A 26,157-nucleotide genomic window follows, 5' to 3' on the forward strand; every position below is an offset into this window, starting at 1 on the left:
TATATAATATTATTTTATTAACCTTTTTAGGCATGAAGCCTATAATATATAACATAAAATAAATATACCTTCTGACATTGTCATATTATATGATTATTGAATCCATAGAAATGGAAAACTTTAAGTCATACGGAAAAAAGGTAACTGTAAGGCTTAAAGATGGATTCACTGTTATTATAGGCCCTAATGGTTCCGGTAAAAGTAACCTGGGGGATGCAATGCTATTTGTTCTGGGTGCAAAATCAAATAAGGCAATAAGGGTGGATCGCGCTGCTGATTTCATACATAAGTCAGATCCACCATTAAAAAGATGCTCGGTCACACTGACCATTTCAGAGGGAGATAAAAAGTACACACTTTCCAGGGAAATAGTAAACAATGGAAATGAAATAAAATCAAATTATTATCTTAATGGGAAAAGGGCACGTTATTTGGATGTTTTAAAATTAATTGATTCCTTCCATATATACCTCGATTCTTACAGTTTTGTCCTTCAGGGTGATATTAATAATATAATAAAAATGTCCGGCGCCGAGAGAAGAAAATTAATAGAATCAATGGCAGGAATTGAGAGCTATAAAGAAAGAATTGAAAATGCCAAAAACGATATTAATGGCCTCAATGAAAACATAAACATACTGGATGCAAAGATCTCTGAAATTAAGCATAATCTTGACAGATTAAATATTGATAGGGAAAATGCCAGAAAATATTCAAATTTAAAAAAGGAAATAGATGATATGAATGCATATTTAAAGCTAAAGGATCTTAAGAATATAGAGGGAGAGATAAATTTATATAAAAATGATGTTAAAAGGCTTGATTCAGAATTAAATAAGCTTAATATAAGGTTAAAAGAGCTTAATGATAATAAGAATAAAACACAGGAAAATATAAGGGAAATAGAGAAAAAGCTTAATGACCTTGGTGGATCAGAGGTTTTAAAACTCAGAAAGGAAATAGAGGAGACAACAAGGGAAATAGCAACAATAAATGCAGGCATTAATACCCATAGAGAAAACATAGACAGCTATGAAATGCAGATAAAGGCCTCCAAAGATTCCATGGAATTTCAGAAAAATGAGCTGCAGAATAAACTCAGGGAGAAAAAGAATTATGAATCATATATAAAAACAGATGAGAATAACATAAATAAAATATCAGCAGAGCTTGAAAAATTTCGTCAGGAGAATTATGCAAATTCCAAAAAATTGAGGGATTTAAATGAAAAACTAAAATCTATTGATGATTCCATAAATTCAATAAATTCTGAAATTGAAGAAAAAAATGCGTTAATAAATGATATTGGTGAGAAAATTTCCGTTAAAAAAAGGGAAATTTCCATAAAGGAGGATAGTTACAGGGATTTACAGCTTAAGGTAAAGGATTTAAAATGGAAAATAGAGGCGTCACAGGATAACATAAATGAATACTCAAAGGAAATAAATCTTATTAACTCACGTTTCATTGATTTAAGGAATAAGGTCTCATCATTATCAAGGAATAAATCAGATAATGATCAAAAGATAAGAGAACTTGAAAAACAGTTAAGGGGGCTTAATTACAGCGGTGGAATGTCTCCTGCAGTTAAGGAGATACATAATATAATGGAGCATGGTACCATACCTGGGATTTATGGTGAATTAAAAAATCTAATAGAATACGATGAAAAATATGGAAATGCAGTCATAGTCTCTGGGGGTGCACGCCTGAGGGCAATAGTTGTTGATGATGACTATGCCGCAGAAAGATGCATTAATATTTTAAAGGAAAAAAAACTTGGAAGGCTTACATTTATACCATTAAATAAAATCATGGCCCCAAAGGATCATGAAAAAAGTGAAAAACTTGTAAGGGATGGCATATCAATTGGGTTTATAAGGGATTTTGTAAGATATGATGAAAAATTTAAAAGGGCAGTCATGTACTGCTTTGCCGATACATTACTATTTGATAATATTGAAAATGCAAGGAAGCATATGGGCGGTGTAAGGATTGTTACACTGGATGGGGAAATTTTTGAGGCCTCCGGATCAATAACCGGCGGATACCTGAAAAACGATGAGATTTTATATAACAGAATAACAAAGGAAATAGCCAGCCTTGAAAATGAAAACATAATAATAGATGGCGAATTGAAAAATGCAAACTCCGAGCTTGGAAATGTTTCATCACAGTTGACAGATTTAACAAGAAAAAGGGATGTTGAAACTGCAAATCTTGAATCAAATAAAAATCTTTTAGGTGAATCGGAAAAATCGCTGCAATCATATAATGATTCCATTGAAACCTTAAAAAGGGAAATAGCAGAACTTACAGATAACCTTAAAAATATTGAGGTTGATCTTAGGGAATTAAGGCTAAAGGCTTATAAAAATAACAGGGAAAAGGAAGAAATTTTTAAACAGCTAAAGGAGATAAATCCTGAAAACATGGAAATAGAAAAACAGATAGAATCTGAATTGAATAGGGCCAATGCAGAATATAAGTCGCACAGCGATACATTAATTACAATAAATAATGATATTAAACATTTTGAGCAGAGAATTACAGAGCTTGATGAAAAAATAGGGAATTACAAAAAATCCCTTGAAGAAAAAAGTAAAGAACTTCAGGATTTAAAAAATGATCTTGATAAAAAAAATAATGCACTGAATGAACTGAGGGGCAGAGAATATGAAATAGATTCAAAATCCAGGGATTTATACAATAAAAAGGTTGAACTTAATGATGCACTGGACAGAATATTAATTGATATAAGAAATACAGAGGATGGAATTAATAAAAAAAATATACTTATAACATCATTAAACGCAAAAATAGATGCACTGATTGAAAAATCTAATGAAATACATAATGAGATTATTGATGCTGATATACCTGATTTTAAGCTTACTGTAAGGGAAATTAGGGAAAAAATTGCCCATAATGAAAATGAAATAATATCACTTGGCCCCATAAATCAGAAGGCAATACAGGAATATGATGATGAGTATTCAAAGTATTCAGAAAATATAGAAAAATATGACACATTAAAAAGGGAACGCGAAAGCCTTATAGACATGCAGAATAAAATTATAGAGGAGGAGAAAAAAACATTTCTTGACCTTTTTGATGGCATTAATAAAAATTTTAAGGAGATTTATTACAGGCTTACTGGTGGTGAGGCCACGCTGGAGATAACCAGCAGGGATGACCCATTAAATTCTGAAATTTACATAAAGGCAATGCCCAAGGGGAAATACATGATAAAAATAGATGCACTGAGTGGCGGTGAGAAGAGTGTTGCTGTTCTTGCCCTTATACTGGCATTTCAGAATGAAAAACCATCACCGGTATATTATCTGGATGAGGTTGATATGTTCCTTGATGGTTATAATGCAGAACAGGTTGGAAAGCTTTTCAGGGAGAATTCTAAAAAGGCACAGGTTATAATGGTATCCCTGAAAAAGGCTGTGTCAAAATTTGCAACAAACATAATAGGTGTAACCACCGATGGGCATGGGAATACAAAAATTGTGGAAAAATATATGGAGGAGGACGATGGAGAAAAGCGAGATTCTCAGGGCGATAATAAGGCAAGGTGAAAATGAGGATATATCAGAATACGAGGAAATATTAAATGAGGCAAATGAAAATTTGGTATATCCAGATATTTTTTCTGAAACCGTATCAAAGGTATTTAAACTGGCCATGGATGGCAAAATAGACCCATGGAAAATCGATATACTGCAGTTTAAGGACCTTTTTTTTAGTGAGCCTGAGCCAAATTTTGAGGTGGCCGGACTTCTTATATCCAGTGCATGGCATATTCTTTATGAAAAAAGCATTGCAATGATAAGAGGGTATAACAGTAATAAAATATCCGATGAGTTAACTGATGATTATCCTGAAATAGAGGATTCCATGGACGATGACGAGGTTTCAGATTTTATTGATCTTAAGGAGCCTGTAATGCATGAGGACAAAAGAAATGTAACGCTAATTGAATTGCTGGATTCAATAAAAAGGGTTTATAAGAAATCCAGGGAAGAAAAAACAATAAAGGACACATCGGTGGATATAAATGAGGACATATTAATGAAATCAAATAAGGAGGATATAGAGGAGGGAATAAACCGCGTCCAGGAGGAAATTAAAAAATATATAAATCCATTTTTCCTTGAGGATTACTGGGGTAAAACTACAGAGGAAAGATCAGAATTTCTCCTTTACATGCTTTTTCTTGAAAAAAGGGGAAGGATTAGCATGGAACAGAATGAACCATTTGGAAACATCATAATAACCAAATTATTTTAAAATATTTTAAATAAATTTATACACCGTCCGATATTCCATCCTCACTTATCATTATAACCGCCTCACCCTCCGGCAGGTATGGTGAGTCTATTAATCTTGCTATTCTTTTTCCAGCCTTGGCCTTTCTAAGATAAATTCTGAATGTTGCAGTATGCCCCACAATGTTACCGCCTATTGGTGTCATTGGATCGCCAAAAAATACGGCGGGATTTGCCGATACCTGATTTGTCACGGCTATTACAGCATTATATATGGTTCCAAATTTAAGCAGATCATGCATGTGTTTATTTAAAAGCTGCTGCCTCTCTGCCAGAGAACCCCTGCCAACATATTCTGATCTAAAATGCGATGTTAATGAATCCACTATTAAGAGTTTTATTGGAAACTCCTTGGCAACATCAGCAGCCTTTTCTGCAAGAAGTATCTGGTGATGAGCATTATAAGCCCTGGCAACATGTATTCTTTTTAAAGTTTCATCAGGGTCCAGATTTTTGGCCTTTGCCATCTGTATAATCCTCTCAGGCCTGAATGTATTTTCAGTGTCTATAATAAGCACGTCTGATTCAAGGCCGCCCTGTTCCTTTGGAAGTGTGGCATTAACCGCCAGCTGCAGCATTATCTGAGTTTTACCAGACCCAAATTCGCCAAAAAATTCAGTGATAGATTGTGTTTCCAGGCCACCGCCCAGGAGTGTGTCAAGATTTTTGGATCCTGTTGATAATTTTATTACCTCCTGCCTCCTTTTTAGTATCTCCTCCCCTGTTTCAAAATTACCCACATCAGCGTATTTTCTTGCCGCATTAATGATTTTTATTGCGGCGCCTTCAGCTATTCCACTTATATCTGCAAGGTCCTTTGGGGATGCCACGGCTATGGTCATTATATCATCATATCCGCTTTCCCTTAATTTTTCAGCAGTTGCCTCGCCCACGCCTGGAAGATCCTCTATTGTAATCTCCTTTTTGCTTTCCTCAACCTTCTCCTCATTTTCAACATCCTTTTTAGCCATTAAAATATCCCTCCTTTTATCTTAAGCGATGAATCGGTTTTGCGAATTGATTCATCCTTACCTAACAAATTGAACATAGCCCTTATAGCATCCACATTTTCAGGTATAACATCACTTTCCTGATGTACAGCCTGTATGTAATGCAGTTTATTGTTATTAATTTTTATGCTGTCACGCCAGATTGCTATTTCATATAAATCAGACCTGTTCCTTGATAGCTCCCTTGCAAGATCCATTATCTGTGCTGTGGATTTAAGGCCGTCTGAGCTGTTAAGAAGCAAGAGCCTGCCATAATTTTTCCAGATATCAATTATGTCATCCTCTTTAAGATTATCCTCAAGATCGACATCAACAACATGTATATGCATCAGGGTTGTTGGAATCTTTACAGCCGTTGTCAGTATATTAATTCCCTTTATTACTGTCTGAAGATCAGGGGCATGATGTGAAGGATACTGCATTGATGGTTCCATGGCATTTATAGGCCCCTTTTTTGAATCATTTGGATCAGTGGCACGCCTCAGTATAACCGCATTAACATTTTTTATTTTATAACTTGAATGTATTGGGTACAGGGACCTTGCAAGTGCAGTGGTATTACATGATACAACCCTCACATAATTTTTATTTAATGCATCATCAAAACTAGAATAGGCATTAAAGCTTGTTTCAACAGCAGATGCCTTTTCTCCACCCTCAAGTATGGCCTTTATATTGTATTCCCGGTATTTTTTTATATTCCTCTCACCCATGCCTTCTGGGGTTCCATCAACGATTATGTCAGAATCAGAACACAAATCATCCAGTGTTCCCTTAACCCTTATGCCATTCTCCTCAAACTCCGGAATTTTGTCCTCAGAGGGTACATAAACATTAAAATATTTTGATGCCTCCTTTGCAACATAATCCGGGGAATTTTTAACTATGCCGGTAACAAACATATCATCCTGGGCTGAAACAGCATGGGCGACACGCCTTCCAATAGTACCATATCCATTGATTCCTACACCAATCATATTGCATAATTATGTTACATATGGTTATAAATTTATTTATTTAGGCTATGCAAAATATTATAAGAAAAAAAATAATTGGTTTGGGTGGAAAAATTAGAACTCAGGGATTATTTTAGAGATTATTATGTGAAAAATCCTATAAAACCTCCGGATCTTCTATTCCAGAGGGAAATAGGGTATATTCCATTTAATGGAAGCATGGTAAGGCACAGAATGTATAACAACAACATTGAAATAGAAAGATTTGTGAAAAAAATTGTGCCCAGGCATCTTTATTATTCATCGGCATATTACAGGCATCCGGAAATTACAAGAATGCAGGAAAAGGAATGGCTGGGTGCAGAACTGATTTTTGATCTTGATGCAGATCATATAGAGGGTGCAAATAAGATGACGTATGCACAGATACTGGATGAGGTAAAAAAGCATACATTAAGACTTATAAATGTTCTCATGGACGATTTTGGTTTTACCGAGGATAACATTCATTTATACTTTTCCGGTGGCAGGGGGTATCATGTACATATAGAGAGTGATGCCGTATACCAGCTGGATTCTGATGCCAGAAGGGAAATAGGTGATTATATAAGAATCGAGGGTATTAATATTGATGACCTTAAAAACCTTGACGATGATTTTTTTAACTACGGTATACTTAAAAAATTAAATAACTACATTTCAGAATTTTATGAAAACATTGATGAGAATATTATAAAATCAATACTTGGCAGAAATTACAATAACTATATAAATTATCTCCAAAAGTATTTTAACGGAAAAAAAATTATTGATTTTTTTACCGATAAATCCGGAAATAAATTTAAGATCATGGATTCATTTGATGCGAAAAACAAAATTACATATAACAGGGATATATTTAAATACATCATTGAAAACTTTAAAAAGGGTAACCTTGCTGAAATAGATGAGCCTGTTACAACAGATATACACAGGCTTATCAGATTTCCATTAAGCCTTCATGGAAAAACTGGATTAATGGTAAAACCCTTAAAAATAGATTATTTAAGAGATTTTAATCCCTTAAATGAGGCCATACCTGATGTATTTAAGGAGAAGGAAAAAATAATTAATATAAAAATAAATAAATTTGAAATTGCCATGAACAATGAGCATTTTATATTAGGCAATGGTGAGCATAAGGTACCATTGTATGTTGCAGTATTTACAAATGCCATAGGTGTATCTGATTTTGTCACATAATTTATTCTTTTTATAAATTTTAAATAAAAATAGGCATTAAAATTAAAAAATTATTTAAAAATAAAATTTATGGAGAGTTAAGGTACTCTCTCCATGTGGTTCCTTCCATCATTGGGTTTAATAGTCTTATGTATGGACCCCTTATTAATGTATCCAGTACCTTGTCGTGCAGTTCCCTTGCGGGATGTGCGAATAATACCCTGCCTATTCCGAACATTGCATCCTCTGGTGAGGACCATTCCATGTGCACCCTGTATTCAGGTGGTGTTGGTACTGCCTCCTCTGGCTTGAATGCACCTTCCTGATCCTTTGGAACCTCGCCGTTTGATTCAAGTGTTTCATGTATTCCCTTTGCCTTGAGCTGGAATGAACCTACTGCTGATACTCCAATCTCCTTAAGTATCATGTACCCAAGGAATCCGGGGGCATGCTCGAAATCCTTCATGACCTCCATTATATTGCTCTCAAATTCCTTCTGCATATCCTTCTTTACTGTATGCTCTGAGAGGGCAATTGTTCTTTTTCCATATGGCATTGATATTGGTGGTACTCCAGATGGGTCACCTGCTGCAAATTTCTTGCCAAACATTACTGTAAAGTCCGTCATTTCTGTATTTACAGGCATGTTTGCATCAACAATTTCATATAATGGTTCCCATGGTCCGTATACAACCTGTGATAAACATGCAGAGCATAATCTGAATATTGATGTGAAGTTGTCCCTGTGCATATCCTCATGGTCCTTTATGTTTTTCCACATTGTGTACTGGTAAACGTTCATTGTGCTCATTTTGGTCATGTCCATTGATCCGCCACCATACCTTGTTCCGAGCGGTATTATACCAAACTGCATATGGTTCTGGAATCCAACAAACCCGGGATGCCTGGCTGTAACCTGGCAAACCTTTGGACCAACCTGCTGGAACATTTTCATTGTCGTCTCATCATTTAACATTTCTACCTCGTTTATTGCTACATATGGTTTTGGCACTTTTTGTCACCATGTGTATAATTTAATATTCATATTTAAACATTTTTAATCATGTTTATGAATATTTTTAATATTAATCAAACTTTTAATGAAAATATCATTAGATATCTAAAAATGAAATAATTATATAAAATTATACCATAATATATTTATAAATCATATATTTTATATATATCTACTTATTTTTAATTATTAAAGAAAATAATGCAACGAGAGATAAAATATTATAATTTTAATTTATATTTTAAAGAAAAATCCTATTTAGGAATTTTTATCATTTATATTGACGAATTATATAAATAAATTTCTGATTTTATGAATAAAATATCATGAATTTGAATAATATACATGATAATTTATTAAAAAAAGTTTTTTATAATAAAATAACATTATTTTAATATGGCAGAGGATGTTATTAAAAAAAATAAGGAATATTATTTAAAGTCATTATCTCTTGAAGACCAGTTTTCAAGACTTGATGCATGGTACAAGGTTGATTTTCTAATAGACAATGGGATACTTACAAAGGACTATGTGATAGAGAATAAAAATCAGTTTCTGGGCCTTTTAACAACTGATGATGAAATGGTTAAGGTTCATGCCTGGGTTCTTGCAAGGCGATTTGCTGATGCAGGGTACATAACAAAGGAGGATATTGTTTCCAGAAAGGAGTATTTGCTTCCATATATAAAATCTGGGGATTTAACCGCATGGTGGAATGCCATAGACCTGATTCTTGGAAATTACCTTGACAAAACATACCTTATACCCTATAAGAACGTGTTTATAGAGAGCCTTAAAAGCCAGAATGCAGGTGTTGTAAGTGACACATGGCATATGCTACCGCTGTTAAAGTCCGGGGGTGTAATTGTTGATGGCGATTATGAGGAATATAAAAAATTTCTTTTTAATGTATTAAAATCACCAAATCAGTATATAAGGCTCAATGGATGGGAAACAATAATTGACCTTGCAGAAAAGGGCATAATAAATAAGAATGATCTTGACCCATACAGGAGCATGGCAAAGGAGCTGGTTGAGGGTGAGGATTTAATTAAATTAACATCGTTGTTTGATACAACAGAACATGATTTTAAGGAAAGGCTTAAAAATATAGATTTATTATAAATTTAAAAATTTATTTATATGTGAAACCATGATTTTTTGGTGGGTTCACCCTTTAGTTCCTCTATGAGTTCCTTTTCCTTTGCTGTTAGATGCTTTGGAACATCAAGCTTAATGATAACCAAAAGATCCCCGGAACCATGTGAGTTTATTCTGGGCATTCCTGCACCCTTTATTCTTAGAACATCATCAGGCTGTGTACCTGCCGGAATATTTAATTTAAATTTTTCTTTAAACAATGAAACCTCAACCTCGCCGCCCAGGGCAGCTGTTGGAAAGTCTATGTGATGCTTTACATATAAATTATCCCCTGAACTGCGTATCTCTGAATTATTCTGGACATATATTACGGCATAGAGGTCCCCTGTAACACCACCATATGAGTTGCCCTTTTTTGCAACCCTGAGCTTTATATTTGTATCTGCACCTTTGGGTATATTTATAGATATATTCTCCATTTTTGGTACCGTGCCTGTACCCTTACATACCGGGCATGGTTTAACAGGTATTTTACCCCTGCCGTTGCATGTTCTGCATGTTGTTACTGTAACCATCTGGAAGAATCCCTGGCCGCGTGTTATTCTCTCCTGGCCTGTGCCGTGGCATGTTGGGCATGTCATAAGCTTGCCATCAACGGCGCCTGTACCATTGCAGGCATCGCACATTGCATCCCTCTTGTACTTGACAGATTTTGATGTGCCATAATATGCGTCCTCCAGTGTTATATTAACCCTGATGTATATATCAAGATCTGGCTGGTTTGTATATCCGCCGCCGAAGAAATCGCCGCCGGATGAGCCGCCAAAACCGCCAAAAATTTTGCTGAATATATCATTAATATCATCAAAGTGCGTAAAGTCCTGCCAGTTAAAGTTGGATGCGCCGCCATTGAATTCGGCAGATCCGGTGGCATCATACTGCTGTCTTTTTTGTGGATCTGACAGCACCTCATACGCCTCGGCAATCTGCTTAAACTTTTCCTCGGCCTCCTGGTTTCCCTGATTTAAATCAGGATGGTATTTTTTTGCAAGTTCCCTGAATTTTGCCCTTATTTCATCCTGCGTTGCATTTTTGTCGACACCCAGGATTTTATAGTAGTCCTCTGCCATGTTCCATCATTTGTTTTCCTTATAATCTGCGTTTACGGTATCGCTGTTTTCACCGGATGTCTTATCATTTGAACTATCCGACTGATTCTCACCGGAAGTGCCGGCATTACCTGTATTATTCTGGTTATTGGCCGAGGCACTGGCATACATCTTTGCCCCAACCTCCTGAATTTCCTTGGTAAGTTTTTCTGTAATCTCCTTGACCTTTGGTATGTCCTTCTGTGAAATTGCATCCCTTAAGTCCTTTACTATGGCCTTTATATTATCTTTTGTTGCGCTGTCTATTTTATCACCGGCATCATTGATTGTTTTTTCAGCGGTATATGCAAGGCTCTCCGCATTGTTTAATGTTTCTATATTTTCCTTCTCCTGCTTATCCTTCTCGGCGAATTCCTCAGCCTCCTTTTTCATTCTTTCTATTTCCTCCTTGGAAAGCTTGTTTGATGCGGATATTGTGATTCTCTGTTCCTTTCCTGTGCCCTTATCCCTTGCTGAAACATTTAATATGCCATTGGCATCTATATCAAATGTAACCTCTATTTGTGGAACCCCCCTTGGTGCTGGAGGAATACCTTCAAGATTAAACATTCCAAGGGATACATCATCCTTGGCAAGTGGCCTCTCCCCCTGAACAACGTGTATTGTTACAGCAGTCTGCATATCCGCTGCTGTTGTAAATACCTGGGATTTTTTAACAGGTATTGTTGTATTTGCAGGTATTAACGGTGTCATTACACCACCAAGTGTTTCTATTCCAAGTGTTAATGGTGTGACATCCAGAAGCACTATGTCCTTAATATCCCCGGTAAGTACAGCACCCTGAATTGCGGCACCAATTGCCACAGCCTGCATTGGATCAACACCACCCTCAGGCTTTTTGCCAAAATATTTCTCTATAAATGAGTGAACATATGGCATCCTTGTTGGTCCACCTATAAGTATGATTTTATTTATATCCTCCTTCTTGAGCTTTGCACCCTCTATGGCCTTATTTAATGATTCGGCTGATTTCTCAACTATTGGTGCCACAAGCTCCTCAAGCTTTGCCCTTGTAAGCTTGTATTCAAGATGCTTTGGACCCTCCTGCGTGGCAGTTATATAAGGAAGGTTTATATCAGTTTCAAGAACTGTTGATAACTCTATTTTTGCCTTTTCCGCGGCATCCCTCAATCTTATGTATGCAGATTTATCCTTTCTTAGATCTATGCCCTCCTTCTGTTTAAAATCATCTGCAAGGAAGTTTACAATAGCCTCATCCATATCACTGCCGCCAAGGTGGGTATCACCAGACGTTGAAAGCACCTGGAATACTCCCTGACCAAAGTCCATAACTGTTACATCAAGTGTACCCCCACCAAAATCATATATTAATATTTTAAGCGATTCATTAAGTTTATCAATACCGTAAGCCATGCATGCTGCTGTTGGCTCATTAATAATTCTCCTTACATTTAGACCGGCAATTGCACCTGCATCCTTTGTTGCCTGCCTCTGATTATCATCAAAATATGCAGGAACGGTAATAACAGCATCTGTCACTGGCTCTCCAAGAAATGTCTCTGCATCCTTCTTAATTTTTTGCAGAATAAATGCGGATATTTGCTGGGGTGTATACTCCTTTCCGAATATTTTATATTTGTAATCTGTACCCATCTTTCTTTTGGCTGCGTAAACTGTACCCTCTGGATTCAGTAAAGCCTGCCTTCTTGCAGGTTCACCAACAAGCAGCTGGCCATCCTTGGTAAATGCAACATAGCTTGGGAAGGATTTTCCACCCAATGAGACTCCCTCGGCTGCCGGAATGACCTCTGGCTTGCCTGAAATAACTACTGCTGCTGCTGAATTGCTTGTTCCTAAATCAATACCTATAATCTTGCTCATTTTAACTCACCTTTTTGAAACTATTACCTTTGCGGTTCTTAAAACCTCTCCGTTTAACATATATCCCTTCTGAACTACCTCAAGCACCTTTCCATCCTCACCCTGATCTGATACACCTATGGCCTCCTCAAGGTTAGGATCAAATTTTTCCCCCTTACCTGCTATTTCCTTTAGTCCGTATGAGCTTAATATTTTTATTATTTGCGATCTCACTGGTTCAAGTTTTGGATCGTGTATCATTCCAGCATCAAGTGTATCTAGCACCGGTAGAAGGTTTTTAATTATCTCACTGCCGGCATTTTTTCTGATGTTTTCAATCTCACGTTCCTTGTATTTTGCGTAGTTCTCCATCTCTGATCTCTGCCGTATGTAAAGATTCTTGTAGTCATTAAGATCTTCCAGGGTCTGTTTATACATTTCCATATATTTTTCAAGTTCATTGTTTTTCTTTGACATATTTAATCTCTTTCTGGCTTCTTCAATATCGTATTCTAAGGGGTCTATATATTCTTTGTTTTGGTTCATCATAAGTCTATATGTTCTTCTATATAAATATTTTTTATATAAACATTTACTTTTTATCCAGCGGGTCCTTAAGGAAGTGTTCATATCCCCTTTCATTTACATTAACCCAGCTATCATAATACACCATATTTGGACCATCATATGTTTCTCCTATTATGTATGCATCTATTTTGTATTTATTTATCCTATTTTTAAATGAATCGTAATTATTCTTTTCAACTGTAAAAAATAATTCATAATCACCACCGAAGGACATTACAATATCTGATTCTGAAACACCAGAAATTTGCGCTGCCCTGGAAACATCAGGGTCCTTCTTAATTTTGTTATAATCTATTTTAAATCCTATATTATAATCGTGCTTCATCTGATATATGGATGAGTATATCCCATCCGATAAATCCATCATAAACCGGGCACCGGCCATGCTTAAAATCTGTGCCTCCATTATCCTTGGATGAATTTCAAGCATTTTTTTTATTCCATATTCAGTTTTATATGAATTTTTATAAAATAGATAGCCTGCACCTGATCTCCCAAGAGAATTTGTTACAAGCACATAATGGTTTACTGCTATGTCTGATCTCCTGCGAATAAGTGAGGGTTTTTGCCTTCCAATTATTGTTCCTGAGGCCGTAAAATCATCACCCTCCTTTGTATCCCCGCCTATAATGCCTATGTTAAATTCTGATAATTTACTGTATATTCCGGAATAAAATCTTTTTAAATATTCCATGTCATAATCTGGGGATATTGAAAGTGATACCAGAAACCCCACAGGTATTCCCGCATCTGCAGCTATATCGCTCAGGTTTATGGCTGCAAAAAAGCTTCCAGCCATTTCAGGGCTTGCCCCCTCCGGTATATGAGTTTTTCTGGTTATTACATCTGTGGATAACAGCAAATCAAATGATCCCATGTTAAGCACTGCACAATCATCGGGTTCCCTATCCCTCGATATTAAATCTATTATTCGCCTTTCACCTATATCACTTAGTTTCAACAGAAAGTTATTGCCTTGAGAGATTTAACGTTTTTTATTACTTTATAAAAAACATCAGGGATTATATTTTCCCTCAAAAAATTATATATATGTGTGATAAATATTGTCATGGGTGATGGAATTAATATCAGACTTTGAAAATCTCAGAAGGGAAATGCTTGAAAACTCACGGGAAATAATAAGGCTGCTAAAACAGAGAATTAAACTGGCTCAGAAAATTGGGGAGATAAAAAAAATGAACGGCGGGGAGATACATGATTATAACCGTGAAAGGGAGATAATAAAGCTTATCTCCGGGGATAGATTTACACAGTCTGTATTAAATATACTTTTTGAATTTTCCATACATTATGAGTCTAATTCCCAGTTAAATTTACCAGGGTATGTATACAAAAATATTAATGGAAATAATTACATGGAATTTAATGGAGAGACCAAAAATCTGCTTGGAATGCTAAAATTTATTTTAAATCCAGGGTCCGTGGTATTTTCTGAAAATAAAGAATATAAAAATTTGATATCCGGCCCTGGTATACATATTATAAACCATAAAATTGAGGACCCTGACGTGTATGTAGATGTAAATGGTAATTATGGCGGTGACATAATAATCAATGGCAGGCAAATGCTAATTTCAAAGAATTTTCTGGAGAATAGAGAAAATATATACAGGGTAATAATAAGATAGTATGTTTACGGTAGTTGGAAGTAAGGGTAATCTGGGTTCGCTTTTAATGAAAATATTTCCAGATTCATACGGCGTCGATGTTGATAATGAGGAAAAGCTTTTTAATTATTTAAAGAAATCAGATTATGCATTTTTGGCAATACCACCTGACCAGGAGGAAAATATAATAAACAAATACAAATTTTTTACCGGATTTATAGAATTATCATCAGTGAAGCTAAGATTTTTAAAATTTAAAAACAGCATAATAAGCATACATCCACTTTTTGGTCCAAGAAGTTACGGTAAGATTAAGGATATAGTATTTATAAACGATATATCACCACCTGATTCCATGGGGAAAATTCAAAATATTTTTCCAGATTACAATATAATCAGCCTGAGTGCAGACCAGCATGATAGATTAATGTCTGAAATACTGGTAAAACCATATATTATTTCCATGATTTCCAGACCTCAGAATGGAAGTATAAAAACCAGTTCCTATGAAAAATATCTTGACCTGTGCAGCATTAGTTCACAGGAAAGCAAGGAAATACTTTATGATACAATATTAATGAATAAATATACTCAGAATGTAATAGACGAAATTCAGGGGGGCCTTGATTACATCAAAAATTTAATAAAAAATGGATGATCTCGATATTCTTTTTACAAGGGTATTATAGTCGGTTTGCAGTAAAAGTTTATCCTCAAGATCAAGTTCATAATTATACAATGAAAGATCCAGTGATGAGTAGTATTCCTTAAGTTCCGAGAAATTCTGTTCAAGAGATGATTTAACTATTAAATCAAGAAGTTTTTTATCAAACTTATCATCGTGAACGCCACGCTCCTTGCCACCACCTGTGGGATAAGAAAGAACAGGATATTTATGCCCTGACATCTCTATTAAAATCCTTGCAAGTGATATCATTCTTGGAGGCCTGTACAAACCCTTCTTCCATAATTTTTCAACAAGTGTATTTTTTTGTATATTCATTGGGTTTATTGATATATCGTTTGAATACTGTGCAGATATTTTTACAGAATTTTCAACATCAGCTATTGCTGATAGCTCCGATATAAACGGTGGCTTAAAAAGCAGGTAGGTTCTCAGCTCAAAACCCTCCTCCTTAATGAGCCTTGCTGCATCCAGATATTTTTTCAGCGTGCTGCCCTTGTTAATTGAATATTTCATAATATAATCATTGGCACTCTCAAGACCTATTGCAATTCTTACAGGAATATTATGGCGCTTAATATCTTCAAGTATGTCCTTCCTTATGTATTCTGTTCTTGATTCAACCAGTATTTTGTCAACCTTTCCCTTCATTTTTTCAAAGAAGTAGTTCCTTACAGATGGAGATACCTCCCGGGGGTCAAGAAAGCTTCCAGAGGTAAAGATCTTAACGACCCTGGCATCCCCAAGTGAATTATAAAGTTCATCAACCTGCTTAAAAAGATTCTCATCAATAATATTATCTGATGTATCATTAAAGTACCCGCACATTGAGCATGCACTAAACCTATACCATGCACAGCCAGTTGTTCTAAATATGCAGACAACTGTTTTTTCAGGAAATCCCCGTAACCTGTCAAGCTCCTTCCATACTGAAACAGGTCTGTTTGCATCTGCATCTTTTTTATCCCCGGGGATTAAACCTCTAATATAAAGTGATAGTTCCCTGCTTTCCATATTAAATTAACATGTTAATGATCTATATTATAATTATCCTTTTAAAAAACATTTATTTTCTTTTATAATCTGCATAGGAATTTAAAAAATTATCAATATCATCTTATTTAACTTTTAATTTATATAACATATATATTATTATTTTTACCATATAATCCTAATTTTCATTAAAAGTAAAAAATTATATATCATCTTAAAATAAACCTTCACTGGGCTCGTAGTCTAGTGGTATGATGTCTCCCTGACACGGAGGAGGTCACCGGTTCGAATCCGGTCGGGCCCATTTACAGTTATCATTGAGTCTTATTTTTAATGAATAGGCAGGCAGTAAATTATTATTTTAATCGAATAATTATCCCTTTTCATTTTTAATTTCCACACCGGGATATAAGGATAGGGCAACATAATCTACCCTATTTCAACTACGTATGCAAGGTCAAAAATAAAGAGATAATTGGCCCCATCTTTTGCTAAAAGCCATAATATTCATGACTAACAAGACCATGGAAACAATTGTGACCAATATTATATGATAAATATATTCACCAAAACTCAATTTTTTGCCCTCAACAATGTCATTGAATTATTATATTCTTAAACCTATCCTTTGTTGGCTTTGCCTTTCTTGACTTTGTATATCCAGCCAACAATGAGAAAAATTAGAGACAATAAAAATAGTGACTTTCCAATATTGAAGATGTTTGATGTGCTATCTGTGTACACACCAGAGTAATATAAATATAACCCAATCGATACTATAAGAAGAGAAAGTATACCTATATACATCGCGACGGTCATGATCCTGTTTACAGTGTATAGCAGCATGATCTTCCCCTATCTGTCCATATGTCTATCCAATAAAACCATTCTTGATTTCTGCCCCTTTGATTCATCAAGTTCTGGCATTAAACACTTACAGGAATCCCTTTTGCAGTCAATGGTTATAACATGACCTGCAGGCCAGTGTGGGACATGATATAGATTAGCCCGGGTTATGTGATGCTTCCATTGACCTTCAAAGAAAACAATTTCATGACCGCAATTTTTACAGATGCCAAAATTTAAAGTCACCATATATTCTAAATAAGAATATATACCATAAATATAAGAATATTACTCTCTGATTATTGGAATTATTGTATTGGATTAAAACTTTAATAAAATCTGTTAGAGCCCATAATCTTTTGAATTTATTGTATTTAGATTTTCTACCAGTGACCGGTAATTAAATAAATGTTTATACAGACCCTATTTCATTTAAGGTTCCCATTATGAGTTTTAATGTATGGACTGCCATGGCTATTGATGTTATTACGGCCATAATTAAAATTGCCCAGAATAATATTAGTCCAAAATAAAGGCTTAATATTATTTTTAACCTAAAAAGATTTATTATAAAAATAATAATTAAAATAACGGGATATGTTATTGAAAAATAGAGTAACCAAACATAGTTTTCATTAATCATATCATACTTTTTTTTAAGTTCCCCAAATCTATTCAATGGCTGATATATATCAATTATATCACTCTCTGCCTCAGGAATTATATCATTAAATATTTCCATAACACTTGAATCGTTGTATATGGTTAATTTATCTAAAATTATTTCAAGATTTTTTATTAGATTATTTTTGTAGATAAATTTAAGAAGCTTTTTTAAAAAAAGTAAATCAGTAAGATTTTTTTCTCTGTCCATTAAGTTAAGCAACGTTGCCATTCTGGTTTTTATGTATAATAAAAATACAAAGAGAAGTATGAAATATATTATCAGGGTTAGGAATTCATAAAGCATTATTTTAATATTGTAAAGCCCCTTATTAAATGCATATGTATGAATGTTCTAAACCTTAAATATCCAAGATATAATTATACAGGATGTTTTTAATCGGTACCGGTAAAAATAAATCTTCCAATGATATCCAAAAAGGCGCCTGAATTTAAATCTCTCCAAGTTTTTTTAAATTGGATAAATATTCCCTACCAAACTGTGTGATTTTATATTTTATACCCATCTTTTCTTCAAGAACCTCAATGGTATTAATTTTTATTAAATCGTTAAGTAAATCTGAACAGTACTTGTAATTTAAATTGCATTTATAAACTATTTTTGTTATTGGCATTTTTTCCCTAGAATTCAATATTTCAAGTATTTCCTTTTCTATCTGAATCTTTGATCTTTTTGATTCCCTATCAAAAAAATTTATTTTTGTTTTATTATCGTTTGTCCGTATAATAATATTATACAAACTTGATCTGAAGCTGAGCTGTTTAACTAGTTTAATATCATGTTCATGGGCAATTTTTTTAATGTTGCTATCTACCATTCCAGCGTATATACCAATTTTTGCATATAATGGAATATCTTCCGGAATTTTAATATTTTTTAAAATATTTATCTTTTCAATTATGGTTCCAGAAAGAAACAAAACCAAAACTTTCCACCTTTCTGTTAGTATGATTTTGGCGTTTTCCAACAAAAAATTTGAATTATCAAGACATAAATGTTCAAAATCAAAAACCTGAAGTTCATTATTTTTGTTCATAAATATTAAACATTATCGTATTAATAAAGTTTGTGTTATGATGATTATGATAGATCATTTGTATAATAAAAGCATTTAAATGATTAAATCAGATTGATTTAAGATCATTAAGATATTTAATACCAGTTGCAGTAATTTTATATTTTATACCTCCCTTATAATCTATAAGTTGAATTACCCCCCTGCCGGCAAGATCCTCAAGAAGCTTTATTGCATATTGATAATTTAAATTGCATTTATAGATTATTTTTGTTATGTTCATTCCATCACTTAATTTTATGGCCTCCAGCATCTCACGTATTATAAAGATTTTTTTCCCTTCTTTGGATTTTATCAATGCCATGGCCATCGTTGGGACCTGAGCTTTTTTTAATATCTGTGGCCTCTATTGTTTTATAAAAACTTCCATGGTTAATTACTATTTTTCTGCACAGGGTAATATTGTACTTACTGCACATTATCCTTATTTCCGGTGTTATATTACCAGAATATATGCAGATTCTCCTATTAAATGAGCTTCCAGGCACATAATCAATGAACTCCTGAAGTTTTTTCAATTTTTTATTAGATTCCCCGGATAATAAAAGAACCGGTATCCGCTCCTCTCCAGATTTTGACTTTATAATAATATCCGGGATGTAATCTTTACTTAATTTTCCAGGATATTCATTAAATGATTCTTCCCATTCAGAACTGTCGAAAAAAACTGTAAGATTATCACTCATTGTTCACACCTCATTTTTTTATAATTTTCCATTCCTACCACCTCATATTAGTATTCTTCCATGAACCCCGCTTTCCGGGGTATATTAAAATTCCGGCTATTCCAACAAATACAACGGCAAGGACAAGTTTTGAATAAATTAATGCATAACCTAGATATGGAATTGCAAACAAAACGCGTCCCTTAACGTCATATGGTGGAACCGGTTTGGGGTCAGGGGCTGGATTGGCAACACCCTTGGTTCTAAAATACTCATGCCCTCCGATGTGACATATTTTTATAACCTGATGTGCGAAAAGCGTTCCATTTTCCCAGGGGGCATTGAAAACTATTATGTCGCCCACCTTAATTGATTTTGTGTTAATAGGACCAACAACAAGCACAGACCCTGGTTTAATAACAGGATACATGCTTCCTGTGGGGTCTCCTATAACAAAGTAACTGTGTTCAGTTATTCCAGGTGATATTGCAATTGAGAGAATGGTAATAACCACCAGAAATATTATAATATATTTGGAATTTTTGAGCAATTTTTTAAAATTAATTTTATTACTCCTGAAAATATTTAAAAATTCAAAGGAGTTTTTAATCATAAGATCTGTTAAAAATATTATAAGTGAAAGAGTAATCATCTGCCAGATAAGGTAATAATATTTTGAGATTTCTATAATGATAGGGAACGATGCAAAAATTGCGAAAATAAGAATAAAAAGTAATGTTGCAAGGAAATTATAACCGCTTTTATTATAAATAAATATAATTGTAATGCCCAGAAAAAATATAAAAATTATATTGAAAACGGCAAATGAGAAGATTGTTTTTGTATTAATCAGGGCACTGTATGGATAATAATAAAGTAAAACAGATGAACCAAAGAGTAAACCTCTAAGCAGGAAACTCTTGATTTTGGTTTCCTTAATTGCCATGAGAATCAGTATAAAAATAAATGCAGTTATGATGGAATAAACAACGCTTGTTAAAAATGGGATTATATAAAAATGAAATACAATTTTTTTAAATACAAGGCTAGGTTCTATTAAAAAAAATTCCATGAACAATGCAAGTATGCCCAGTTTTATTACATCTTTATTAAATTTTATTTTTATTTTGGGTATCAATGGTATAAATATAATAGCCGGTAGTATTACAGCTAGCCATGCGTTTTTGGTATAATGTAAAATCATTTGATATGAAAAAATGTATCCAATAATAATAAGAAAAAATGTTTTTTTCATATATTATCACCGTATACATAATTCTTAAAATCGTGAAATACAAAAAATAGGTTTTTTTCTTTTATGTAAAATAACGGTTCATGATATGCGTCAGAAAGTTTAACAAGATCCGAGAATGAATCAACCTTAATAGATGTTCCCCTGGGCATGTATTTAATTTCAATAATTCTGTCTGAGTATTCATCGATGTTTTTATCCATCTCACTCCTCTTTTTTGGGAAGCCCAAAAAGGACAGTGATATTATAACTATTGATGCAATGGATGCTGCCATTATAATGTATCCATAAAGTTGCGGTTCTGGAATTACCGGTTTGCCACCATAGGAATCCTTAACGTCAGTATCAGAGGTCATGCTAGCCGGTTTTCCATAAGATATTGTATATTCTTTATTTGCACCGTTTATTATTATCCCTGTTGATGATGATGTTCCGGTATTTGCGTCAATTATTGTTAAGTTTATATCAATTGCAGGCATGCTGGACGTATAACCCAGTTCATTATCTATGCTTGCAGCCTTATTGTAAATGCCGGATATATTTAATGGAATAACCATATCATTAATTTCATGGCTCCCGGAAAAGGTAAAACTGCTTGAATTTTGCATAAATATTCTTGTCCACGAGGGTTCAGATGAGACAGCATATACAGTATATTGAATTAAAACCGATTGTGCCTCGGATGCAAGGAAATTTCCGGTTACATATACTGTCATGTTTTTTGATATATTCTTATAAATTACTGATGGGTTATACAGTGTACTAACACTATAAAGGCTGTTATTTTTTAAAGAATCATTAACATTAATCTTAGCATTTGATGCAAAATCTGTAACGTTAATATTTTTTGTGTGCTCCCTTGGCTCCATAATTATTATTGATGAGAAAATAATGAGTAATGCAAAAATTACAATTAATGTAATGTATAGTTTTTTGTTCATAAATGTTAAGGGCCGGGAATGTTTTAACTTTTATTTATTAAATATACTTAGTAATGATAAATAATAATTGTTAGTATAATAGCTATGTATAATATTTTTTGCCAACTTATTTTAAGGATTTATTGTGATAACAGTTATTAAAATATTAGCCTTATTATTATTTTCTTATTTTTTATTAGCCATCAAAAAATTAATTTCTGGTGACTAAATGAATAAAAAGTTAGCCGTATTATTGGTAGTGCCGATTCTCATAGCACTGGGGGGAACCTTTGCGTTCTCCGCATTCTCTGGGAATTCGACTGTTACCATTAATAACACAGCAGGTCATCTGACCTGGGAAAATGATATGAGCCTTATTGGCACAAATGCCAATAACACGCCAATAACAGTTGAGGGACCAAACGGACATATATACGAGATAGGGGCAGCAGAACCATACCATCACACCAGTGGAATATATAACCTTTCTCTTGGAAACCAGTTCTATACGACAGCCACTAGTGGAAAGGAATTCGTTGTGAATGTGACAAATCTTGCACCCGGTGAGTATGTTGAACTTCAGGCTGTAATAACAAACAATGGAACAGTAGGATTTATGGTATCATCACCAGCACCAACCTTTACAACATCATCAAACCCTGAATACAACACACCTGCAAAACCAATAAATGCAATGGGAGTTACTCAACAGGCATTTATGGGCGACCTTGAGACAAGCACTGGATACATATACAGTGTAAATCAGATATCCGGATTTAACACATCTCTTAGCCCAGAGGGCACAGCATTAATGCAAATATGGATAGGCCTGGGCAACAGTGGAGGACATGATGTAAACCATTACCAGGGATCTGACTTTTCGCTTACAATAACTCTGGATATTGTATCAGACCCGTAAAAATATTTTTTTAATTTTTTATTTTAACCTTTTAATTTTTTTAATTTAATTGTATAATTTTAATTATATTTGCATTATAAATTTTATAAGTACTTAATTTAAGGTTACCTTAAGAAAAATAAATATAATGTTAAAAATTTTGGTATAAGACCATGACCAATAGTCATATTAACAACATTATTTTTAATGAAATATTAATTAATTCAAAAAAGAAAAATATTAATTCTTTTATGACTTAAGCAAGTATGCAGAATTCATTTTATGAGGAAAAAGTTAGCCAGATTCAGAAATCATTTAAAATAGATGAAAAATATGAAAGATGGAAAAATTCAACACTTGCTGACTGGAATAAAAAAACAGGATACAGGGAAAAAAATTACACAAATTCATCTGATTTTAAAATAAAGGAGCTTTACACAAGGGGAGACCTCCCAGAGAATCTTGATGAGGTACTGGGAATGCCTGGAGAATATCCTTACACAAGGGGCGTTTATCCAAACATGTACCGTGGCAAATTATGGACAATGAGGATGTTTTCTGGGTTTGGAACACCTGAGGACACCAATAAAAGGTTAAAGTATCTTATAAGCAATGGTGAAACTGGATTGAGCATAGCCTTTGATATGCCAACACTTTATGGCTACGATTGTGATAACCCACGTGCAGAGGGTGAGGTCGGGAAATGCGGTGTTAATGTTTCTTCTTTGGCTGATATGGAGAGGATATTCGACGGCATAGACCTTTCAAAAATTAGTACATCGATGACAATAAACGCACCTGCCGCAATATTAACCGCAATGTATTTTGTTCTTGCCCAGAAAAAGGGTGTGAATTTAGACAGAATATCTGGAACTGTTCAGGCCGATATACTTAAAGAATACATTGCCCAGAAGGAGTGGATGTATCCCCCTGAGGCCCATATCAGACTTATAAGGGACATGCTTGTCTACTCCACAGAAAATGTTCCGAAATGGAATTACATAAGTGTTTCAGGATACCATATAAGGGAGGCTGGATCAAGTGCAGTTCAGGAGCTTGCATTCACGCTGGCAGATGGATTTTATTATATTGACACAGGCATAGATGCGGGGCTTGATGTTGATAAGTTTGCACCAAGGATGTCGTTCTTTTTTAATTCCTCTATTAACTTCTTTGAGGAAATTGCAAAATTCAGGGCGGCCAGAAGAATATGGGCAACTGTATTAAAGGAAAAGTATGGGGCAAAAAATCCAAGAAGCATGCAGTTAAAATTCCATACACAAACTTCAGGATATACACTTACATGGCAGCAGCCATTAAATAATATTGTAAGGACGACAATAGAGGCTATGGCTGCGGTGCTTGGTGGAACCCAGAGTCTCCACACAAATTCATATGACGAGGCCTGGGCACTGCCAACGGATGAGGCCGTGAAGGTTGCATTAAGAACACAGCAGATAATAGCTGAGGAATCCGGCATTGCAGACGTTATAGACCCACTTGGTGGATCGTATTATGTTGAAAGGCTTACAAGCGAAATGGAGGAGGCAGTTTATAAATATCTTGATGAGATAGAAAAAATGGGCGGAATACTTAATGCAGTTAAAAAGGGCTATATACAGAAGGAAATAGCCGAGACATCATATAGAAAGCAGCTTAGAATAGAAAACATGGATGACATAGTGGTTGGTGTGAATAAATATGTTGAGGAGGATGAAAAGCCAATTAATATATTAAAAATTGATGAAATAGCAGAAAAAAATCAGGTTAAGAGGCTTAAGGAATTAAAAAGAAACAGGAATAATGAGATGGTATCCAGATCACTGGATAAATTAAGGGATGCGATGCAGGATGAAAATGTTAATCTTATGCCATATATAATGGACTGTGTTAGAAACTATGCAACCATTGAGGAAATATCAAATGTAGGGAGGGAGATATTTGGAGAGTGGAAAGAACCAAAAATTTATTAAGCCACCAATAAAAGTCCTTCTTGCAAAGCCGGCCATAGATGGACATGACCGTGGGATATTTGTGCTGGCAAGGGCTTTTAGGGACGCTGGAATGGAGGTAATATACGCTGGTTTGCTTCCAACGCCGGAGGAGGTGGTGGACACAGCAGTTAATGAGGATGTGGATGTTATAGCCCTAAGCCTTTTAAATGGAGCCCACATGACTGCATTTAAAAAGGTCATGGACATACTTAAAAAGCGTGGAATAAATGATATAGCTGTTGTTGGTGGTGGAATCATACCTGATGGGGATAAGCCAAAACTTGAAAAAATGGGTGTTACCGGAAATTTTGGCCCCGGCACCAGGCTTGATGTAATAATTGACCATGTAACAAAAAGGGCATTAGAGGTAAGGGAACTGAGAAAAAATGAATATAAATGATATTGTAAACGGCATCCTTGCCGGGGATAAAAGGATGATTGCAAGGTCAATTTCATTGATTGAAAATGATGAAAATGCAAGGGAGGCAATAATAGAAAGGATATACAGCCACGGTAGTGCAAAAATTATAGGCATAACAGGCCCTCCGGGTGTTGGAAAGAGTACAATAATAGGAAATCTGGCGCCAATGCTTGCAAAAACCGGCAAGGTATCAATACTTGCTGTTGATCCTGCAAGTCCATTTTCAGGGGGGTCAATACTGGGCAATAGAATAAGAATGCAAGAGGCATTAAGCAGGTACAACATTTATATGCGGAGTACGTCAAATAGGCTTTATGAGGGTGGCCTGTCTGAATATTCATGGGATATAATTAAGGTGATGGAGGCATCAGGCAGTGATTATATTATAGTGGAAACAGTTGGCTCTGGACAGTCTGATCTTGATATAATGAATATAGCTGACATAACCTGTGTAATACTTGCACCAGGACTTGGTGATGAAATACAGGCAGTGAAATCAGGCTTAATGGAGATAGGAAATATTTTTATTGTTAATAAAATGGATAGGGAGGATTCCTACATGGCAATTAAAGATATTAGGGAAACGTTAAATATGAGCAATAAGGCAGATATTCCTGTTATTGGACTGAATTCATTGACACTTGAAAATTATGACAGGTTTGTTAAATATATAAATGACTGGGAATACCAAAATAAATATAGAAGAAACGAAAGAAAAATAAAGCAGATAATAATGGAAAAAATTTACAGAATATATTCAGAATACATAAATAATATAGACTCTGCTGATATTGAGAATGAAAACCCGTATTACGCTGCTGAAAAAATAATGAAAAATGTTGCTGGTCAAAAATTTGGTTATCTAGAAAAATAACAT

At 34.5% G+C, this 26,157-nt stretch carries 24 protein-coding genes and 1 tRNA gene; 11 read left to right on the plus strand and 14 right to left on the minus strand.

Annotation, left to right across the window (positions count from 1 at the left end):
- Positions 1–89 precede the first annotated feature (89 nt).
- Positions 90–3,587: a chromosome segregation protein SMC gene (smc, locus tag TZ01_RS04735; RefSeq protein ID WP_048101649.1), complete on the plus strand. Its 3,498-nt coding sequence runs from the start codon at positions 90–92 to the stop codon at positions 3,585–3,587.
- Positions 3,544–4,299 (plus strand): hypothetical protein, encoded by a 756-nt coding sequence (locus tag TZ01_RS04740; protein ID WP_048101650.1) that lies wholly within the window; start codon positions 3,544–3,546, stop codon positions 4,297–4,299. Before smc ends, TZ01_RS04740 begins: the two co-directional genes overlap by 44 nt.
- A 16-nt stretch (positions 4,300–4,315) precedes the next feature.
- Here the strand turns inward: TZ01_RS04740 and radA are convergent, their stop codons facing one another.
- Complete coding sequence (gene radA / locus TZ01_RS04745) at positions 4,316–5,308, minus strand: DNA repair and recombination protein RadA (protein ID WP_048101651.1); 993 nt, start codon at positions 5,306–5,308, stop codon at positions 4,316–4,318.
- The gene (locus TZ01_RS04750) at positions 5,308–6,324 is read right to left on the minus strand and encodes a type II glyceraldehyde-3-phosphate dehydrogenase (RefSeq protein ID WP_048101652.1); all 1,017 of its coding nucleotides are present in this window, start codon (positions 6,322–6,324) and stop codon (positions 5,308–5,310) included. Before TZ01_RS04750 ends, radA begins: the two co-directional genes overlap by 1 nt.
- An 84-nt stretch (positions 6,325–6,408) precedes the next feature.
- Here TZ01_RS04750 and priS point away from each other — a divergent pair, with 84 nt between their 5' ends.
- Positions 6,409–7,545, plus strand: a complete 1,137-nt coding sequence (gene priS, locus TZ01_RS04755; protein WP_048101653.1) for a DNA primase catalytic subunit PriS — start codon at positions 6,409–6,411, stop codon at positions 7,543–7,545.
- Positions 7,546–7,612: 67 nt separating this feature from the next.
- Here the strand turns inward: priS and sor are convergent, their stop codons facing one another.
- Entirely contained in the window at positions 7,613–8,536 is a 924-nt protein-coding gene (gene sor, locus TZ01_RS04760; protein ID WP_048101654.1) for a sulfur oxygenase/reductase, read from the minus strand.
- 399 nt (positions 8,537–8,935) lie between these two features.
- Here sor and TZ01_RS04765 point away from each other — a divergent pair, with 399 nt between their 5' ends.
- Entirely contained in the window at positions 8,936–9,664 is a 729-nt protein-coding gene (locus TZ01_RS04765) for a hypothetical protein (protein ID WP_048101655.1), read from the plus strand.
- 14 nt (positions 9,665–9,678) lie between these two features.
- Here TZ01_RS04765 and dnaJ read toward each other — a convergent pair whose 3' ends face one another.
- The 4 genes from dnaJ to TZ01_RS04785 are packed head-to-tail and all read right to left on the minus strand — an operon-like array spanning position 9,679 to position 14,179.
- On the minus strand, positions 9,679–10,770 hold the full coding sequence (gene dnaJ / locus TZ01_RS04770; protein ID WP_048101656.1) for a molecular chaperone DnaJ: 1,092 nt from the start codon (positions 10,768–10,770) through the stop codon (positions 9,679–9,681).
- A gap of 6 nt (positions 10,771–10,776) precedes the next feature.
- Positions 10,777–12,651 (minus strand): molecular chaperone DnaK, encoded by a 1,875-nt coding sequence (gene dnaK / locus TZ01_RS04775; RefSeq protein WP_048101657.1) that lies wholly within the window; start codon positions 12,649–12,651, stop codon positions 10,777–10,779.
- A gap of 6 nt (positions 12,652–12,657) precedes the next feature.
- Entirely contained in the window at positions 12,658–13,176 is a 519-nt protein-coding gene (locus tag TZ01_RS04780) for a nucleotide exchange factor GrpE (RefSeq protein ID WP_231563421.1), read from the minus strand.
- A gap of 46 nt (positions 13,177–13,222) precedes the next feature.
- Complete coding sequence (locus TZ01_RS04785; protein WP_048101659.1) at positions 13,223–14,179, minus strand: thiamine-phosphate kinase; 957 nt, start codon at positions 14,177–14,179, stop codon at positions 13,223–13,225.
- 115 nt (positions 14,180–14,294) lie between these two features.
- Between TZ01_RS04785 and TZ01_RS04790 the strand changes: the two genes are divergently transcribed.
- A complete protein-coding gene (locus tag TZ01_RS04790; RefSeq protein WP_054963827.1) occupies positions 14,295–14,867 on the plus strand; it encodes a chorismate mutase in 573 nt (190 codons plus the stop codon).
- 1 nt (position 14,868) lies between these two features.
- Positions 14,869–15,504: a hypothetical protein gene (locus tag TZ01_RS04795; RefSeq protein WP_048101661.1), complete on the plus strand. Its 636-nt coding sequence runs from the start codon at positions 14,869–14,871 to the stop codon at positions 15,502–15,504.
- On the opposite strand, the gene TZ01_RS04800 is transcribed toward TZ01_RS04795, so the two are convergent.
- Positions 15,487–16,545, minus strand: coding sequence for an archaeosine biosynthesis radical SAM protein RaSEA (locus tag TZ01_RS04800; RefSeq protein ID WP_048101662.1), 1,059 nt, complete (start codon positions 16,543–16,545; stop codon positions 15,487–15,489). The genes TZ01_RS04795 and TZ01_RS04800 overlap by 18 nt on opposite strands.
- Positions 16,546–16,756: 211 nt before the next feature.
- Between TZ01_RS04800 and TZ01_RS04805 the strand changes: the two genes are divergently transcribed.
- Positions 16,757–16,828 (plus strand) — tRNA-Val (locus TZ01_RS04805).
- A gap of 954 nt (positions 16,829–17,782) precedes the next feature.
- On the opposite strand, the gene TZ01_RS04815 is transcribed toward TZ01_RS04805, so the two are convergent.
- The 6 genes from TZ01_RS04815 to TZ01_RS04840 form a co-directional block, all read right to left on the minus strand.
- Positions 17,783–18,340 carry a hypothetical protein gene (locus tag TZ01_RS04815; RefSeq protein ID WP_048101664.1) on the minus strand — a complete coding sequence of 186 codons (558 nt, stop codon included), beginning with the start codon at positions 18,338–18,340 and terminating at the stop codon, positions 17,783–17,785.
- 145 nt (positions 18,341–18,485) lie between these two features.
- Positions 18,486–19,091, minus strand: coding sequence for a winged helix-turn-helix domain-containing protein (locus TZ01_RS09185; protein WP_052656758.1), 606 nt, complete (start codon positions 19,089–19,091; stop codon positions 18,486–18,488).
- An 88-nt stretch (positions 19,092–19,179) separates the two neighbouring features.
- Positions 19,180–19,434 (minus strand): winged helix-turn-helix domain-containing protein, encoded by a 255-nt coding sequence (locus TZ01_RS04825; RefSeq protein WP_162216766.1) that lies wholly within the window; start codon positions 19,432–19,434, stop codon positions 19,180–19,182.
- The gene (locus TZ01_RS04830; protein WP_048101666.1) at positions 19,385–19,816 is read right to left on the minus strand and encodes a hypothetical protein; all 432 of its coding nucleotides are present in this window, start codon (positions 19,814–19,816) and stop codon (positions 19,385–19,387) included. The genes TZ01_RS04825 and TZ01_RS04830 overlap by 50 nt, the downstream gene beginning before the upstream one ends.
- 34 nt (positions 19,817–19,850) lie before the next feature.
- Positions 19,851–21,050, minus strand: coding sequence for a signal peptidase I (locus TZ01_RS04835; protein ID WP_048101667.1), 1,200 nt, complete (start codon positions 21,048–21,050; stop codon positions 19,851–19,853).
- On the minus strand, positions 21,047–21,988 hold the full coding sequence (locus TZ01_RS04840; RefSeq protein ID WP_048101668.1) for a DUF5305 family protein: 942 nt from the start codon (positions 21,986–21,988) through the stop codon (positions 21,047–21,049). The genes TZ01_RS04835 and TZ01_RS04840 overlap by 4 nt, the downstream gene beginning before the upstream one ends.
- Before the next feature lie 208 nt (positions 21,989–22,196).
- On the opposite strand from TZ01_RS04840, the gene TZ01_RS04845 reads away from it, so the two are divergent.
- The 4 genes from TZ01_RS04845 (at position 22,197) to TZ01_RS04860 (ending at position 26,154) form a co-directional block, all read left to right on the plus strand.
- Complete coding sequence (locus TZ01_RS04845) at positions 22,197–22,886, plus strand: hypothetical protein (RefSeq protein WP_048101669.1); 690 nt, start codon at positions 22,197–22,199, stop codon at positions 22,884–22,886.
- A gap of 245 nt (positions 22,887–23,131) precedes the next feature.
- Positions 23,132–24,838 (plus strand): methylmalonyl-CoA mutase, encoded by a 1,707-nt coding sequence (locus TZ01_RS04850; protein WP_048101670.1) that lies wholly within the window; start codon positions 23,132–23,134, stop codon positions 24,836–24,838.
- A complete protein-coding gene (locus TZ01_RS04855; protein WP_048101671.1) occupies positions 24,807–25,259 on the plus strand; it encodes a cobalamin B12-binding domain-containing protein in 453 nt (150 codons plus the stop codon). The genes TZ01_RS04850 and TZ01_RS04855 overlap by 32 nt, the downstream gene beginning before the upstream one ends.
- A complete protein-coding gene (locus TZ01_RS04860) occupies positions 25,246–26,154 on the plus strand; it encodes an ArgK/MeaB family GTPase (RefSeq protein ID WP_048101672.1) in 909 nt (302 codons plus the stop codon). Before TZ01_RS04855 ends, TZ01_RS04860 begins: the two co-directional genes overlap by 14 nt.
- The last annotated feature ends 3 nt before the right edge of the window (positions 26,155–26,157 follow it).

Origin of the sequence: Acidiplasma sp. MBA-1, assembly GCF_000949015.1 — an archaeon.
GTDB classification, from domain to species: domain Archaea; phylum Thermoplasmatota; class Thermoplasmata; order Thermoplasmatales; family Thermoplasmataceae; genus Acidiplasma; species Acidiplasma aeolicum.